Annotated in this window: 15 protein-coding genes; all 15 read left to right on the top strand. The window is 68.9% G+C overall.

The features are described 5' to 3' along the window. The first annotated feature begins 58 nt into the window (after positions 1–58). The 15 genes from IP91_RS12695 to IP91_RS12625 all read left to right on the top strand — a co-directional run bounded on the left by IP91_RS12695 (position 59) and on the right by IP91_RS12625 (position 15,347). Positions 59–1,066, top strand: a complete 1,008-nt coding sequence (locus IP91_RS12695; RefSeq protein ID WP_145649388.1) for a TIGR03790 family protein — start codon at positions 59–61, stop codon at positions 1,064–1,066. A 134-nt stretch (positions 1,067–1,200) separates the two neighbouring features. Further along, entirely contained in the window at positions 1,201–4,200 is a 3,000-nt protein-coding gene (locus IP91_RS12690; RefSeq protein WP_145649387.1) for an ExeM/NucH family extracellular endonuclease, read from the top strand. An 18-nt stretch (positions 4,201–4,218) separates the two neighbouring features. Next, complete coding sequence (locus IP91_RS12685) at positions 4,219–4,869, top strand: NF038129 family PEP-CTERM protein (RefSeq protein ID WP_145649386.1); 651 nt, start codon at positions 4,219–4,221, stop codon at positions 4,867–4,869. A 165-nt stretch (positions 4,870–5,034) separates the two neighbouring features. Beyond that, positions 5,035–5,730 (top strand): winged helix-turn-helix domain-containing protein, encoded by a 696-nt coding sequence (locus IP91_RS12680; RefSeq protein ID WP_145649385.1) that lies wholly within the window; start codon positions 5,035–5,037, stop codon positions 5,728–5,730. Continuing rightward, positions 5,730–6,458, top strand: a complete 729-nt coding sequence (locus tag IP91_RS12675; RefSeq protein WP_145649384.1) for a LuxR C-terminal-related transcriptional regulator — start codon at positions 5,730–5,732, stop codon at positions 6,456–6,458. The genes IP91_RS12680 and IP91_RS12675 overlap by 1 nt, the downstream gene beginning before the upstream one ends. A gap of 133 nt (positions 6,459–6,591) precedes the next feature. Beyond that, entirely contained in the window at positions 6,592–7,008 is a 417-nt protein-coding gene (gspG, locus tag IP91_RS12670) for a type II secretion system major pseudopilin GspG (protein ID WP_229474358.1), read from the top strand. A 53-nt stretch (positions 7,009–7,061) separates the two neighbouring features. Continuing rightward, a complete protein-coding gene (locus IP91_RS12665) occupies positions 7,062–8,246 on the top strand; it encodes a type II secretion system F family protein (protein WP_145649382.1) in 1,185 nt (394 codons plus the stop codon). Between the two features lie 11 nt (positions 8,247–8,257). Beyond that, positions 8,258–9,973 carry a GspE/PulE family protein gene (locus IP91_RS12660; protein ID WP_145649381.1) on the top strand — a complete coding sequence of 572 codons (1,716 nt, stop codon included), beginning with the start codon at positions 8,258–8,260 and terminating at the stop codon, positions 9,971–9,973. Further along, complete coding sequence (locus IP91_RS12655; protein WP_145649380.1) at positions 9,966–10,823, top strand: hypothetical protein; 858 nt, start codon at positions 9,966–9,968, stop codon at positions 10,821–10,823. The genes IP91_RS12660 and IP91_RS12655 overlap by 8 nt, the downstream gene beginning before the upstream one ends. Next, positions 10,820–11,365, top strand: coding sequence for a PilN domain-containing protein (locus IP91_RS12650; protein WP_145649379.1), 546 nt, complete (start codon positions 10,820–10,822; stop codon positions 11,363–11,365). Before IP91_RS12655 ends, IP91_RS12650 begins: the two co-directional genes overlap by 4 nt. Then, positions 11,362–11,910, top strand: a complete 549-nt coding sequence (locus IP91_RS12645) for a hypothetical protein (RefSeq protein ID WP_145649378.1) — start codon at positions 11,362–11,364, stop codon at positions 11,908–11,910. Before IP91_RS12650 ends, IP91_RS12645 begins: the two co-directional genes overlap by 4 nt. Next, the gene (locus tag IP91_RS12640) at positions 11,907–12,461 is read left to right on the top strand and encodes a hypothetical protein (RefSeq protein WP_145649377.1); all 555 of its coding nucleotides are present in this window, start codon (positions 11,907–11,909) and stop codon (positions 12,459–12,461) included. The genes IP91_RS12645 and IP91_RS12640 overlap by 4 nt, the downstream gene beginning before the upstream one ends. After that, a complete protein-coding gene (locus IP91_RS12635) occupies positions 12,458–14,485 on the top strand; it encodes a secretin GspD/PilQ domain-containing protein (protein WP_229474356.1) in 2,028 nt (675 codons plus the stop codon). Before IP91_RS12640 ends, IP91_RS12635 begins: the two co-directional genes overlap by 4 nt. Next, the gene (locus IP91_RS12630) at positions 14,485–14,964 is read left to right on the top strand and encodes a type II secretion system protein (RefSeq protein WP_145649376.1); all 480 of its coding nucleotides are present in this window, start codon (positions 14,485–14,487) and stop codon (positions 14,962–14,964) included. The genes IP91_RS12635 and IP91_RS12630 overlap by 1 nt, the downstream gene beginning before the upstream one ends. Next, the gene (locus IP91_RS12625) at positions 14,958–15,347 is read left to right on the top strand and encodes a type II secretion system protein (RefSeq protein WP_199754588.1); all 390 of its coding nucleotides are present in this window, start codon (positions 14,958–14,960) and stop codon (positions 15,345–15,347) included. Before IP91_RS12630 ends, IP91_RS12625 begins: the two co-directional genes overlap by 7 nt. Positions 15,348–15,358 lie beyond the last annotated feature (11 nt).

Here is a 15,358-nt window from a genome sequence, read left to right as displayed (position 1 = left end):
TCGAAACGGAAGCCTCGGCTTCCGTTTTTTTCGTCCACGCTCCAGGAGACTGCCCATCTTGCGCTTCGCCCACGCCCTGATTTTCCTGTCCGTCCTGCTGGCGGGCAGCGCCAGCCATGCGGCGCCTGCACTGCAGCCGGCCCAGCTTGGATTGGTGGTCAATGACGACGAGCCGAACAGCGTCGAGCTGGGCGAGTACTACCGCACGGCGCACGGCATCCCCGAGGCGAACATCGTGCACGTGCGCATTCCGAACAGGCCGCGCAAGCTGACCGCGGAACAGTTCGCGAAGCTGAAGGCGGATATCGACAGCAAACTGGGCGCTGACGTGCAGGCCGTGCTGATGGTATGGACGGCGCCCTATGCGGTGGAATGCAACGGCATCACGGCAGCGCTGGCCCTGGGCTTCGACCCGGACCAATGCGTCAAGACGTGCGCGGCCGGAAAACCGAGCGCCTACTTCAACGGCAGCATGGCGCCAGCACAGGCACAGCCGGGCATGCGGCTGGCCATGCTGCTGCCGACCGAGTCGGTGGAGGCGGGCAAGGCACTGGTCGACCGCGGCAAGTCGAGCGGCTTCCGCGTGCCGGCCGCCGGAGCCTACTATCTCGTCACGAGCGAGAACGCGCGCAACAGCCGGGCGCAGTTCTTTCCGGCCAGCGGCGCAGTACCGCAGCGCAAGCTGGCGATCCACACGCTGCGCGAGGAGGCCATCGAAGGCAAGCGCGACATCATGATCTACCAGACCGGCAAGGCGCGCGTCGACAAGCTCGAGACGCTGGGTTTCCTGCCCGGCGCGCTGGCCGACCACCTGACGTCGTTCGGCGGCGACCTGCTGGGGGAAGGGCAGATGAGCAGCCTGCGCTGGCTGGAGGCGGGCGCGACGGCCAGCTATGGCACCGTCAGCGAACCCTGCAATTTCTGGCAGAAATTCCCCAATCCGTCCGTGCTGCTGCGCCACTACCTGGGCGGTGCCACGGCCATCGAGGCCTACTGGCGCAGCGTTGCCTGGCCCGCGCAAGGCGTCTTCATCGGCGACCCGCTCGCCGCGCCCTATCGGCGCTGAGGGGGCCGCCTGTCCTGCAAGTTCGTGCGTGGTTAGCCCGAACGGACCAACGGGCCGTCATGAGGGGGTCATACCATTTCGATATTATGGAAGTTGCAATGTCCGTACTTTCCAAACAATATCGCAGGAAGACCATGACCAGACTCGCTCCCACGCCGGGCCGCCTCACCACCATCGCCGCCCTGCTGGCCACGTCGCTGTGCGGCGCCATGCCGGCCCTGGCCGCATCCGACATCGTCATCAGCCAGGTCTACGGCGGCGGCGGCAACAGCGGCGCCACCTTCAAGAACGACTTCATCGAGTTGTTCAACCGTGGCAGCGCGCCCGTCACGCTGACGAACTGGAGTGTCCAGTACGCCAGCACGGGTGGCAGCTCGTGGCAGGTCACGCCGATTCCTGCGGTCACGCTCCAGCCGGGCCAGTACTATCTGGTCCAGGAGGCGGCCGGCACGGGCGGTACCACGTCACTCGAACCGGACACCATCGGCACCATCCCGATGAGCGGCAGCGGTGCCAAGGTGGCCCTGGTCAGCAGCAATACAGCACTCGCCAGCGCTACGCCGTCCGGCGGCGCGCTGGTGGACCTGGTCGGCTGGGGCAGCGCCGGCCACTACGAAGGCAGCGCCGCCGCCGGTGGCACGGCCAATACGACGGCGGCACTGCGCAACGACGAGGGCTGCGCCGACACTGACGACAACCGGGCCGATTTCACGATCGCCGCGCCCACGCCGCGCAACAGGCAAAGCGCGCCGCGCGTGTGCGGTGCGCCGAACGAGCGCCCGATCGTGCTGCAGTGCCCGACGGTGCTGGGCGTGGCGCGCGGCTATGCCGGCAGCGCCGACCTGACGGCGACGGATGCCGACAGCATCGTCACCGGCGCCGTTATCACGGCCGGCGCCGTGCCGGGCATCAGCCTGTCCGGCTTCACGGCTGCTGGCGAAATCGGCGGCAGCGCGGCCGTGCGGCTGGACGTGGCCAGCAACGTGGCGCTGGGCAGCTATCCGGTCACGGTCCGCTTCGACAACGACGCGGCCCAGCAGGCCAGCTGCACGATCAACGTGACGGTCCAGGCACTGCCGGCGATCACCAATACCATCCCGCAGATCCAGGGGGGCGGCGCCCAGAGCCCGTTCAAGGACACGGTGCAGACGACCGAAGGCATCGTCACGGCCAAGGTGGCGAGCGGCTTCTTCCTGCAGGATCCAACCGGCGACGGCGACCCGGCCACCTCCGACGGCCTGTACGTCTACAGCAGCACGGCCGGCAGCAGCGTGGCCGTCGGCCAGCGCGTGCGCATCACTGGCTCGATCACGGAATTCACGCCTTCCGGTGCCAGCCGTTCGTACACGGAAATGCAGAACATCACGAACAGTGTCGTGCTGTCGTCCGGCCACCAGGTCACCCCCACCAATGTCACGCTGCCGAATGCCCGTCTGGACCAGGTGGAAGCGATGCTGGTGCGCTTTACCAGCCCGCTGACGATCTCGCAGAATGCCTACCTGGGCGCGCGCGGCGAGCTGACGCTGTCGAACGGCCGCCTGGAGCTGCCGACCAACCGCTACGCGCCGGGCACGCCGGAAGCCGTGGCAATGGCGGCGGCCAATGCCATCAACCGCATCGTGCTGGACGACGGCCTCACCGTCACGCCGACCGTGATCCCGTACATCGGCGACGGTCCGACCGTGCGTACCGGCGACCTGGTGCATGACCTGACGGGCGTGGTCGACTACGCCGCGCTGGGCGGTGGCGGCGCCGGCTTCAAGCTCCAGCCGACCGTGGCGCCGACCATCACGCGCGACAACCCGCGCGAGGACGCGCCGGGCCTGCCGGCCGGGAACGTGAAGGTGGCCAGCGCCAACGTGCTGAACTTCTTCACCACCTTCACCAATGGCAGCAACGTGGCAGGCCAGACGGGGCAGGGCTGCAAGGTGGGCAACAGCACCAGCGCGGGCAACTGCCGCGGCGCCGACAACCTGAACGAATTCACCCGCCAGCGCGACAAGATCGTGGCGGAACTGAAGGCGATCGATGCCGATGTCGTGGGCCTGATGGAGATCCAGAACAACGGTGACTACGCCGCCGGCTACCTGGCCGACAGCCTGAACGCGGCGTACGGCGCGCCCGTCTACAGCGTGGTGCCGCAGCCGGCCGATACGGGCACCGATGCGATCCGCGTCGCCATGCTGTACAAGCCGGCCAAGGTGGCGCTGGTGGGCACGGCGCTGTCGGACAGCGATGCCGTCAACAACCGGCCGCCGATGGCGCAGACCTTCCGCGCACCCAACGGCGGCAGGTTCTCGCTGATCGTCAACCACCTGAAGTCGAAGGGCAGCTGCCCGTCCGGCGGCGGTGCCGAAGCGGACAACGGCGACGGCCAGAGCTGCTGGAACGCCACCCGCGTACTGCAGGCGAAGCGCCTGGTCGACGTGTTCGTGCCGCAGGTGCAGGCCGCGTCCGGCGACCAGGATGTGCTGGTGATCGGCGACATGAACTCGTACGGCATGGAAGATCCGATCCGCACGATTACAGCGAAAGGCTTCGTGAACCAGCTGGAGCGTTTCGTGCGCCCGGCGGGCGTGCCGTATTCCTACGTGTTCGGCCATGAATCGGGCTACCTGGACCATGCACTGGCCAGCGCCGCGCTGAGCCCGCAGGTGGCCGGCGTCGCCGAATGGCACGTCAATGCGGACGAGCCGGAAGTCATCGACTACAACACGGACGGCAAGCCGCAGGACCTGTACAACGCGCTGCCTTACCGCGCCTCCGACCACGACCCGGTGGTGATCAGCCTGGCGCTGCAGGCCTCGTTCGCGGACGTCACCGCCAGCCTGAAGCAGGTCATTTCGGGCGCCACGCTGAACCGCGCCACGCAGCTGTTCAACGGCACGATCACGCTGACCAACCAGTCGGCCGCCACGCTGGCCGGGCCGCTGCAGGTGGTGTTGGGCGGCTTGCCCGCCGGCGTCACGCTGGCCAACGCAAGGGGTCGGAAGGATGGCGCCCCGTATGTGACGGTGGCGACGGCAAGCGGTGGTCTGGCGCCGGGCGCCTCCGTCGTCGTGCCGGTCAGCTTCAGCAATCCTGGCAAGGTCGGTCTCGCCTACACGGCCGCCATCTACAGCGGCAATTTCTAAGTTTCGAGGACATCCACCATGAGCGCATCTTTCTTTTTCCCCCGCCAGGCCGCCGCTGCGCTGGCCCTGGCCCTGTGCAGCAGCCTGGCCGCGGCCGACACCACCGTCGCCGTTTCGATCGACACGAGCAGCTTTGGCACTGACGGCTGGCTGGACTTCACGTATGCCGGCGCCAGCAACGGCACGGCGCTGCCATCGACCGTCACGCTGGCCAACTTTGCAGGCTTCGATAGCGCGGCCGAGGTCTTCACGGATGGCCAGGTCAGCGGCTCGCTGGGCGCCGGCTATGTGATCGGCAACGGCGGCGGCTACAACGACCTGTTTCATGCCGTGAACTACGGGGGCGTGCTCAGCTTCACGGTGACGTTCAGCGGCGACGCCGATCCGGCCGCGATCGTGGCCGGGTCGACCTTCGCCGTGACGGCCTACGACGCCGACCAGCAGACCCAGCTGGGCAGCTCGTCGGACGAACTGAACGGCTCGCTGCTGACGATCGACTGGACGCCCGCCGCGGTGGCCGGCGGACAGGGCAGCATCGCCACGGCGGTGTACTCCGACTTTGCTTCCGTCAGCGCCGTACCGGAACCGTCTTCCTGGCTGATGCTGGGCATCGGCGCGATGCTGGTGGCCGGCGTGGCACGGCGCAAGGCTGCCGCGTTCACCGCCTGATCGATCTGGCGCCATCGAGCCCGCCGGTCCGCAAGGTCCGGCGGGCTCTTTTGCGTGCATGGATTTAGTCGCGCAAGCTATGAATTTCGCAAAAAAATTGTATTGGTCTGGACAGGGGCAGCTCGTGCATAGTTAAATTCGTCTTTACAACTGTCACATGCCGCCATGCCGTTCCAGGTGCTCCTCATCGACAGCGACCTCTCCGTCCAGCAGCAGCTGGGCGATTACCTGCGCCAGGCAGGGCATGGGGTGTGCGCCGCGGCCGACGCGGAAAGCGCGCTGGTGCTGATCGACGAGACGCCGCCCGACATCGCGCTGCTCGAATGGGACCTGCCGGGCCAGTCCGGCCTGGCGCTGATCCGCCGGCTGCGCGCGCAGCCGGCCACGGCGGCGCTGCCGCTGATGATGGTGGCGGCCCGCAGCGGCGAGCAGGACAAGGTGCTGGCGCTGGAAGCGGGCGCCGACGATTACCTGACGAAGCCGTTCGGCCCGCGCGAAGCCATCGCCCGCGTGCACGCCGTGCTGCGCCGGCACCGGCCCGTGCTGCCCGCCGGGCTGCACATCGACCGCGGCGCGCAGCGCGTGATGGCGGGCAGCCGGCAGATCGTGCTGGGCCGCGTCGAGTACCGCCTCCTCAATTTCCTCATGCAGCATCCGCAACGCGTGCACACCCGCGCCCAGCTGCTGGACCAGGTGTGGGGCGCCGATGCCTATCTCGACGAACGCACCGTGGATGCCCACGTGGGCCGGCTGCGCAATGCGCTGCAGCCCTGCGGCTACCACGGCCGCATCGAGACCGTGCGCGGCAGCGGCTACCGCTTCAATCCGGACCGGGTGCCGCAGCCGCTGCCGGCCTGGTGATGGACGGCGCCGTCATCCTCAGCCGGCAGGAACAGGAATACCTGCTGCACGCGATCGAGGCGGGCCTGGACCTGCGCGACCCGGGCCAGCTGTTCCTGTGGGCGCAGGGCCAGCTGCAGGCGCTGCTGCCGCACCGCGCGCTCGTGTGCCTGCGGCTGGACCCGGCCGGCGCCATCGTCCGCACCGAGCTGCTGCAGGCGGGTGGCCCGCCCGGCCGTCTGGAGGCGGCCCTGTGCGATCCCGCGCGGGGCATCGCGTCGGCAGCGCTGCAGCTCTGGCGCGAGGGCGGCGAGCGGCCGCTGTTGCTGCAGCCGGAGGCGGGCGTGCTGGCCGGCCGCCTGGCGGCACTGGGCCTGCCCGGGGCCATTGCGCATGGCAGTGGCGCGCTGCCGGGCGGCGCCACGTTTTTCCTGGCCTGCGGGCTGGCGGGGCGGCCGGGCCCGCGCCAGGCGCATTTCCTGCGGCTGCTGCTGCCGCATCTGCACCTGGCCCTGCTGCGGCTGGCGCCCGCGCACGCTGCCATGCCGCGGGCACTGTCGCCACGCGAGCTGCAGGTGCTGCACTGGCTGGGCGAGGGCAAGAACAATGCGGAAATCGGCCAGCTGCTGGGCATCAGCGCGCTGACGGTGAAGAATCACCTGCAGCGGCTGTACCGCGTGCTGGGCGTGAGCAACCGCGCGCATGCGGTGGCGCGCAGCGCGCTGCTGGCCTGGCCGACCGGGGCGTAGAGCGCATGGCCGCTGCGCACGTTGCCGCAGCCCGGGCGTACAAATAAAAAATTGTCGAAACCGCAAATGGCATGGTAGCCTTCAACGTCAATCGCATTGGAGGTCGTCCGGGATGCACGCAGCAAAGTATCAGATGGGATTTCATCGCAGGAAGGGCTTCACGCTGCTAGAACTGCTGGTCGTGATCGTCATCATCGGCCTGCTGGCCGCCTACGTGGGACCGAAGTATTTCTCGCAGCTGGGCAAGTCGGAAGTCACGGTCGCCAAGGCGCAGATCGAGGCCTTTGAAAAGTCGCTCGATACCTACCGGCTCGATGTGGGCCGCTATCCGACGACGGAGGAAGGCCTGAACGCGCTGCTGACGGCGCCGGCCACCGCCGGCGCCAAGTGGAACGGCCCGTACCTGAAGAAGGTGGTGCCGGCCGATCCATGGGGCCACGCATATGCGTACAAGGCACCCGGCACGCGCGGCGAATACGAGATCACGTCGCTGGGCAAGGACGGCCAGCCGGGCGGCAGCGGCGACAACGCCGACATCACCTCGCAATAAGCTTTCCGCTTTCACGCCGCTTTCATTCCAGTACCGCTACCGCGCAGCGCACCATGCAGTTCGACGTACGCACATTGTCGCCGGAGATGGCGATCGGCCAGCTGGTCATCGACGGCCGCGACGAGGCCGACGCGCGGCGCCAGGTGGAGGCGCGCGGCCTGTTCGTCAGCGCGATCCATCCGGTGCGCGGCGGCCTGCGGCCCGGCAAGGGCAAGGCGCTGTCGCTGGTGCTGTTCAGCCAGGAATTGCTGGCGCTGCTGACGGCCGGCCTCGGCATCGTCGAGGCGCTCGAAGCGCTGCTGGAAAAGGAGGCAGGTCCGGCCACGCGCAGCGTGCTGGAACGGCTGCTGGCCGGGCTGCGCGAGGGGCAGCGCTTTTCCACCGTGCTGGCCGAGCAGCCGCAGCTGTTCCCGCCGCTGTACGTGGGCATCGTGCGCGCGGCGGAAGGCACGAGCGACCTGCCGCGCTCGCTGTCGCGCTACATCGACTACCAGCAGCGCATCGACATCGTGCGCGCCAAGATCGTGTCCGCCGCCATCTACCCGTGCATCCTGCTGCTGGTGGGCGGCGGCGTGTCGATGTTCCTGATCGGCTATGTCGTGCCGCGCTTCGCCGAGGTGTACCAGGGCGCCGGGCGCAACCTGCCGTGGATGTCGCAGGTGATGCTGTCGTGGGGCCAGTTCGCCGGCAGCCACACGGGCGCGCTGCTGGCCGGCGTGGCCCTCGTGCTGGCCGGCGCGGTGCTGGGCGTACGGCGCCTGATGGCGGGCGGCGGCGTGGTGCGGCTGCTGGGCCGCCTGCCCGGCATCGGCGAACGGGTGAAGATCTACGAGCTGTCGCGGCTGTACCTGACCCTGGGCATGCTGACCGAAGGCGGCATCACGATCGTGCAGGCCATCGAGACGGTACAGGGCATGGTGTCGGCCAACGTGAAAAGCGGCCTGCAGCTGGCGCGCCTGGCGATCGAATCGGGCCTGCCGCTGTCCACCGCGTTCGAGGCCAACGGCCTGACGACGCCGATCTCGCTGCGCATGCTGCGGGTGGGCGAACGCACCGGCGACATGGGCCCGATGCTCACGCAGTCGGCGGCCTTCTATGACGGCGAGATCAGCCGCTGGATCGACCGCTTCACGCGCACCTTCGAGCCGCTGCTGATGGCCGGCATCGGCCTGATCGTCGGCGCCATCGTGGTGCTGCTGTACATGCCCATTTTTGATCTTGCCGGAGAAATGTCTTGAACCAGCCGGCCATGCAGCCCCCCATCCCGGCGTCCCTGCCGTCGACCTTCACGCCACTCGATGGCGTGCTGCTGGCGCGCGCCCGCGCCGCGCAGGCCGCATCGAAACGCACGCTCGTCGAAGAGCTGGCCGAGCTGACCGGCATGGAGCCGCGGCTCGTGGTGCGCGCGCTGGCGCAGCCGTTCGGCCTGGCCGTGCTGGAGACGGTGGAGATGCTGGCGTTCACGCCGGCCTTCGACCTGCTGCCGCTGTCGCAGGCGATGGCCAGGAAGTGCGTCCTTCTGCGCACGCTGGAAGGCGTGGTGACGGGCGTGATCGCCGATCCGCTCGACCTGGACCTGCAGACCTGGCTGTCGGCCCAGGCCCGTGCTTCGGTCCATGCGCCGTTGCAGATGCGCCTGGCGCTGCAGGCCGATATCGCCGCCTACCTGTCCAAGCAGGAGGAGTCGGCGCGCGCCACGGACTCGTTGCTGCCCGGCGGCGACAATTCGCGGCGCGACGGCAAGACGGCCGCCGTGCTGTCGTTTGCTTCCGTGTCGGAGGCGGCCAGTCCCGCCGTGCGGCTGGTGAACTCCACGCTGTACGACGCCTTGAAAGCGGGCGCTTCCGACATCCACCTGGAGAGCACGGCCGGCGGCCTGGCCGTGAAGTACCGCGTCGACGGCGTGCTCGATCACGCCACGGCCGTCAACGGCATCGACATCGCCGAGCAGATCATCTCGCGCCTGAAGGTGCTGGCCGAACTGGACATCGCCGAGCGCCGCGTGCCGCAGGACGGCAGCTTCCGCGTCGAATCGATGGGCCGCGAGATCGACCTGCGCGTGTCGATCATGCCGAGCATCCATGGCGAGGATGCCGTCATCCGTATCCTCGACAAGCGCGCCATGATCGAGTCCTACGGCTCCCTGTCCCTGGAAGCGCTGGGTTTCGATGCGCCGTCGCTGGCCACCCTGCGCACGCTGGCGCAGGAAGCCTACGGCATGCTGCTCGTGACGGGCCCCACGGGTTCCGGCAAGACCACGACCCTGTACGCGGCGCTCACCGAGATCCACAACGGCCGCGAGAAGATCATCACCATCGAGGACCCCGTCGAATACCAGCTGCCCGGCATCCTGCAGATTCCCGTCAACGAGAAGAAGGGGCTGACGTTCGCGAAGGGCCTGCGCTCGATCCTGCGCCACGATCCGGACAAGATCATGGTCGGCGAGATCCGCGACCGCGAGACCGCGGAGATCGCCGTGCAGTCGGCGCTCACGGGCCACCTGGTGCTCACCACCGTCCACGCCAACAATGTGTTCGACGTGTTCGGCCGCTTCACGCACATGGGCATCGATCCGTATGCGTTCGTGTCGGCCCTCAACGGCATCTGGGCGCAGCGGCTGGTGCGCATCAACTGCCCGCACTGCGCGGTCGACTATACGCCGGACGACGCGGAACTGGCCAGCGTGGGCCTGGCGCGCGCGGATGTCTACGATTACCGCTTCAAGGCCGGCAAGGGCTGCGGCGACTGCCGCGGCACGGGCTTCAAGGGCCGGCGTTCGATTGCCGAGATCCTCACGCTGAACGACGAGATCCGCGAACTGATCGTCGAGAAGCGCCCGATCCGCCAGATCAAGCAGGCCGCCTACGAGAATGGCACGCGCAGCCTGCGCCAGGCGGCGCTGGCGCTGGTGCAGCGGGGCGGCACCACGCTGGCCGAAATCAAGCGGGTCACGCTCCATGCGTAGGCTGCCCGGACAGGCGTTCCGGCTGGGCGTCTCGCTGGACGCCGTGAGCCTGCTGCGCACCAGCCGCTGGACCGGCGAACGCGTCGCGCCCGTGGCCGAGCAGCCGCTCGATGGCCATGGTCCGGAAGCGCTGGCCGCGGCCCTGCGCGCGCTGCTGCAGGGCCGCGACGTGGCGGGCTGGCCCGTGTCCATCGTGCTGGCGGATGAATGGTGCCGGCTGTGGCAGGTGACGCCGCCACCGCAGGCGACGCGCCTGGCGGACATCGAGGCAGCCTGCGCGCTGCGTTTTCACGCGCTGTACGGCGAATCGCCGGCCGCGTGGCAGATCACGGCCGACTGGCATGCGGAAGCGCCGTTCTTCGCCGCCGCGCTGCCGCGCACGCTGCTGTCGCTGCTGGAACAGGCGACGGCCGATCACGGCCTGCACATGGTGGCCGTGGTGCCCCATTTCGTCACCGGCTGGAACCGCTGGTGCCGTGCGCTGCAGGCCGGCGCCTGGTTCGGCCAGCTGCACGACGGGCTGCTGACGGTGGCGGCAATCGAGGGCGGCCAGCTCCGCGCCGTGCGCGCGCTGCCGCTGCCGCTGCCGCAGGGCGCGGCAGCGAATGCGATCGGCCAGGACGCTGTCAGTCATTACTGGCTGACGCAGATGCTGCAGCGCGAGGCACTGCTGCTCGGGCTGGCGCCGCCGGCGCTGATCCAGCTGGCCGGTCCGCTGCCGGCCGCCCTGGCGCGGCCGGCCGGCGAAGGCCACGTCGCCACCCAATGGTTAGAGGCAGGGCAGGAGGGCGGGCGGCTCGGTGGCCTGTCCGCCGCCAGCCGGCTGGCACTGGCCGGAGGCCCGCGATGAAACCGATCCGGATCGACTTCGCGCCACCCTCGCTGCGGCGTGCGCTGTTCCGGTTGCATCCGGCGCTGGCCGCGGCAGGGCTGGCCGGCGTGCTGCTGTGCGGCGGCGGCATCTGGTTTGCCACGCAGCTGGCCGGGGAGCGCGCCGCGCGCGCCGCGCAGGTCGAGCGCCTGCAGGCGCGCCAGGCCGCGCTGTCGAAGCGGCCCGCGGCGGTGGTGCAGACGGCGATTCCGGAAGCACAGGCGGTGGCCGTGAACGCCGCCATCCTGCAGCTGAACGTGCCGTGGCGCGAACTCGATGACGCGATCGGCGCGGCGACGCCGTCGACCATCGCCCTGCTGGCCCTGGAACCGGATGCGAAGAAGCAGATGCTCAAGATCACCGCGGAAGCGAAGAACAGCGACGACATGGTCGACTACGTGCGCTCGCTGCAGCAGCAGGAATTCTTCCTGGGTGCGGCGCTGGCACGCCATGAGATCGGCGAGCAGGATGCCGGCCGGGCGATCCGCTTCCAGGTCGACGTGCAGTGGCGGGCGCGATGAAGGAGTACCGCATCGCGCCGCTGCTGCTGGCCGTGCGCCTGTGGGCGCTGCGCGCCGGTCCGGCGGCCTGCGTGGCGCTGGCCCTGCTGCTGGCGGGACTGGCCACGTGGGCCTGGCTGCTGCCGCAGCATGCCGCGCTGCGCGCGGAACTGGCGCAGCCGCTGCCGGCGCCGTCCACGCTGGCGCAGGCACCGCCGCCGCCCACGGCCAATGAGAACCTGGCGCTGTTCCATGCCACGCTGGGCGAAAAACGCCACGCCGAACAGCAGGTGAAGACCCTGTTCGACCTGGCCGAAAAATCGGGCCTGACGCTGAACCGCGGCGAATACAAGTTCGGCTACGACCGGGCCAGCGGCGTGACCACGTACCAGATCGCGCTGCCGGTGAAGGGCGCGTACCGCAATATCTGGCAGTTCGTGCTGCAGGCGCTGGCCGCCGTGCCGTTTGCCGCGCTCGATGAAGTGAGCTTCCGCCGCGACACGATCGCCGATCCGGCCGTCGATGCGCGGCTGCGCTTCACGCTGTACCTGAAGGACGCGTCATGAAGCCGCGCCACCTGCTGATGGGCGGTGCGCTGGCGGTGGCGGCCGGCCTGGTGCTGTTCGGCGACCGGGCGCCCGAGAGCGATGTCGCGGAAGCCGTGGAACGCGCGCCGGCGCCGGCGACCGCAGCGGCGCCTGCCAGGTCCACGGCGAAGGCGCCCGACAAGGAAGCCAGCACGATCCTGCGGCTGGTGCCGCGCGCCGAGCTGGTGGGGGCCACGGGGGAGGGCACCTTCCAGGGCGGCGAGGGCGTGTTCGCCGGCCGGAACTGGAACCCGCCGCCACCGCCGGCCGCCGCGGCCGAAGCGAACGGGCCGCCACCTCCGCCGCCGGCGCCCACCGCGCCGCCGCTGCCGTTCACGGTCCTCGGCAAGGGCCTGGCCGATGGCGCGTGGGAAGTCTACCTGGCCCGTGCCGACCGCACCTACGTGGCGCGCGCCGGCACCGTCATCGACGGCATGTACCGCATCGACACGATCGCGCCGCCGACACTGACGATCACCTATCTGCCCCTGAAGCAGATGCAGCAGCTAAATATTGGAGTCATGGATTGAACACGCACACCCTACCTGGCCGCATCGGGCAACTGCGGCGCGTGCTGGCGCTGTCGGCCCTGGCCCTGGCGCTGGCGGGCTGCGCCGCGCAGATGGCGTACCGCGATGGCCGCGAGCTGATCGAGAAGGACCAGGTCGAGGCGGGCCTGCTGAAGCTGCAGGAAGCATTCGCGCAGGATCCCGGCAATGCGCAGTACCGCGCCGCCTACCTGCAGGCGCGCGACCGCGCCATCCTGCGCTACCTGGACCAGGCGGAACGCCAGACACTGGAAGGCCAGCGCGAACTGGCGATGCAGAACATCCAGCGCGTGCTGGCTCTGAATCCGCAGAACGAACGGGCCCGCGCCGCGCTGCGCAACCTGGAGATCGCGGAACGCCACGGCCGCGTGCTGGCCGAGGCCACCGCCCTGGTCGACAACAAGGAGTACGAGCCGGCGCGCGCCAGGCTCGATGCGATCCTGGCCGAGAAGCCGGACAATCCCGCCGCCCGTGCACTGCTGCGCCGGATCGCCGACGCCAATCCGCGCAATGCCGGCGAAACGGCGCTGGCCAAGAGCTACCGCCAGCCGATCACCATCGAGTTCCGCGATGCGCCGCTCAAGCAGGTGTTCGACGTGATCTCGCGCCGCTCCGGCCTGAACTTCGTGTTCGACAAGGATGTGAAGACCGATACCCGCACTACCATCCTGCTGCGCAACAGCACGGTGGAGTCGGCCGTCTACTACCTCCTGATGACGAACCAGCTGGAACAGCAGGTGATGGATGCGAACACCATCCTGATCTACCCGAACATCGCGGCCAAGCTGCGCGAGTACCAGGAGACGGTGGTCAAGTCCTTCTACCTCGCCAATGCCGAGGCGAAGACGGTGGCCAACACGCTCAAGACCATCCTCAAGTCGCGCGACGTGGTGGCGGATGAAAAGCTCAATATCGTCATCATGCGCGACAACGCCGATGCGATCCGCCTGGCCGAGAAGATCGTCGCCGTGCAGGACATGGCCGAGCCGGAAGTGATGCTGGACGTGGAGATCCTCGAAGTGAAGCGCAGCCGCATCACGGAACTGGGCATCCAGTGGCCGGCCGGGATTTCGCTGACGCCGCTGATCTCCAGCGGCGGGGACCGCCTCACGCTGGCCGACCTCGATAACCTGAACCGCCGCACGCTGGGCATCACCGACCTGACGACCAGCCTGCGCGCCAACCGGACGGACGGCGATTCGAACCTGCTGGCCAATCCGCGCATCCGCGTGCGCAACAAGGAAAAGGCCAAGATCCTGATCGGCGAGAAGGTCCCCGTCATCACCACCACGCTGTCCTCCGGCGTGGGCGGCTTCTCGCAGGACAGCGTCAGCTACGTGGACGTGGGCCTCACGCTCAACGCCGAGCCGACCATCTACCTGAACAACGAGGTGGCGATCCGCGTGTCGCTGGAAGTGTCGAACCTGGTCAACACGATCGAGACGAAGAACGGCACGACCGCCTACCAGATCGGCACGCGGCAGGCATCCACGATGCTGCAGCTGAAGGACGGCGAGAACCAGGTGCTGGCCGGCCTGCTGAACAACGAGGAGCGCAGCTCCGGCAACAAGGTGCCGGGCGTGGCCGACCTGCCGCTGCTGGGCCGCCTGTTCGGCTCCACCAAGGACGACAGCCAGAAGACCGAGATCGTGCTGTCGATCACGCCGCACCTGGTGCGCAACCTGCAGCGCCCCACGGCGGAGGCGATGGAGTTCTCCGCCGGGACCGAGGCGAACTTCCGCCGCAAGCCGGAAATGAGCGCGCGCACGGCGGTGGCGTTGCCCGTGCGTGGCGCGCCGGCGCCTGCAGAGGGGCCGAACCAGCCGCCGCAGGAGCCGGCCACGCTGGGCAACGTCCCGCTGTCGTCCTCGCAGCCCGGTCCCGCCACGAGCGTGACGCAGCAGCCGGTGCAGGTGCTGCCCGTGGCACCGCCGCCGCCGACGACTCTGGCGCCGACGCCGCCGCCGATGCAGAACCCCTCCACGCAACCGTCACAGGCGCAGTGATGAGGGCCTGGCGCCGCCGCGGCTTCACGCTGATCGAGCTGCTGGTCACGCTGGCGATCCTCGGCCTGCTGGGTGCGCTCGCGGTGCCGACCGTGCAGGTGACGGTGCAGCGGCGTAACGAGCAGGAGCTTCGCACCGCGCTGTACCAGGTGCGCAAGGCGCTGGACGACTACAAGCAGGCCTACGACGACGGCCGCATCGCCAAGACGATCGGCAGCAACGGCTATCCGAAGAAGCTCGAGGAGCTGGTCGACGGCGTGCCGGACCTGCGCAATCCGAAGCGCGCGAAGATCCACTTCCTGCGCCGCATGCCGCGCGACCCATTCGCGACGAACGGCGAGCTGGCCGATGGCGAGACCTGGGGCAAGCGCAGCTACGCCAGCGAGGCGGAGGAACCGCGCGAGGGCGAGGACGTCTACGATATCTTCTCGACCTCGGAGCGGGTGGGGCTGAACGGCATCCCGTACCGCAAATGGTAAACATGACAAACGGCGCGCGCAGGGGCTTCACGCTGATCGAGCTGCTGGTGGTGCTGGGCATCATCGCGCTGCTGCTCACGCTCGCCGTGCCGCGCTACTTTCCCAGCGTGGACCGCACGAAGGAAACCGTGCTGGCCGATAACCTGCGCAATATGCGCGGCGTCATCGACCAGTTCTATGGCGACACCGGGCGCTACCCGGAATCCCTGGAGCAGCTGGTGGAGAAAAAATACCTGCGCGCCTTGCCGGTCGACCCGATCACGGAGAGCACCGCCAGCTGGCAGCTGGTGCCGCCGGAAGATCCGGCCCAGACCGGCGTGGCGGACATCAAGAGCGGAGCCCCGGGCAATGGCCAGAACGGCAAACCTTACGCGGAGTGGTAGGCGCGGTTGCG

This window comes from Pseudoduganella lurida (assembly GCF_007830455.1).
Classification (GTDB): domain Bacteria; phylum Pseudomonadota; class Gammaproteobacteria; order Burkholderiales; family Burkholderiaceae_D; genus Rugamonas; species Rugamonas lurida.
The sequence above is the reverse complement of the archived record's forward strand: the minus strand, read 5'-3'. Positions and strand labels throughout refer to the sequence as shown.

What these genes read in the sequence shown, in the direction of transcription:
- IP91_RS12675 (WP_145649384.1), top strand. Translation starts at nt 5,730, where the DNA reads ATGGACGGCGCCGTCATCCTCAGCCGGCAGGAACAGGAATACCTGCTG.
- IP91_RS12690 (WP_145649387.1), top strand. Translation starts at nt 1,201, where the DNA reads ATGACCAGACTCGCTCCCACGCCGGGCCGCCTCACCACCATCGCCGCC.
- gspG (WP_229474358.1), top strand. Translation starts at nt 6,592, where the DNA reads ATGGGATTTCATCGCAGGAAGGGCTTCACGCTGCTAGAACTGCTGGTC.
- IP91_RS12665 (WP_145649382.1), top strand. Translation starts at nt 7,062, where the DNA reads ATGCAGTTCGACGTACGCACATTGTCGCCGGAGATGGCGATCGGCCAG.
- IP91_RS12630 (WP_145649376.1), top strand. Translation starts at nt 14,485, where the DNA reads ATGAGGGCCTGGCGCCGCCGCGGCTTCACGCTGATCGAGCTGCTGGTC.
- IP91_RS12660 (WP_145649381.1), top strand. Translation starts at nt 8,258, where the DNA reads ATGCAGCCCCCCATCCCGGCGTCCCTGCCGTCGACCTTCACGCCACTC.
- IP91_RS12650 (WP_145649379.1), top strand. Translation starts at nt 10,820, where the DNA reads ATGAAACCGATCCGGATCGACTTCGCGCCACCCTCGCTGCGGCGTGCG.
- IP91_RS12640 (WP_145649377.1), top strand. Translation starts at nt 11,907, where the DNA reads ATGAAGCCGCGCCACCTGCTGATGGGCGGTGCGCTGGCGGTGGCGGCC.
- IP91_RS12645 (WP_145649378.1), top strand. Translation starts at nt 11,362, where the DNA reads ATGAAGGAGTACCGCATCGCGCCGCTGCTGCTGGCCGTGCGCCTGTGG.
- IP91_RS12655 (WP_145649380.1), top strand. Translation starts at nt 9,966, where the DNA reads ATGCGTAGGCTGCCCGGACAGGCGTTCCGGCTGGGCGTCTCGCTGGAC.
- IP91_RS12685 (WP_145649386.1), top strand. Translation starts at nt 4,219, where the DNA reads ATGAGCGCATCTTTCTTTTTCCCCCGCCAGGCCGCCGCTGCGCTGGCC.
- IP91_RS12680 (WP_145649385.1), top strand. Translation starts at nt 5,035, where the DNA reads ATGCCGTTCCAGGTGCTCCTCATCGACAGCGACCTCTCCGTCCAGCAG.
- IP91_RS12625 (WP_199754588.1), top strand. Translation starts at nt 14,958, where the DNA reads ATGGTAAACATGACAAACGGCGCGCGCAGGGGCTTCACGCTGATCGAG.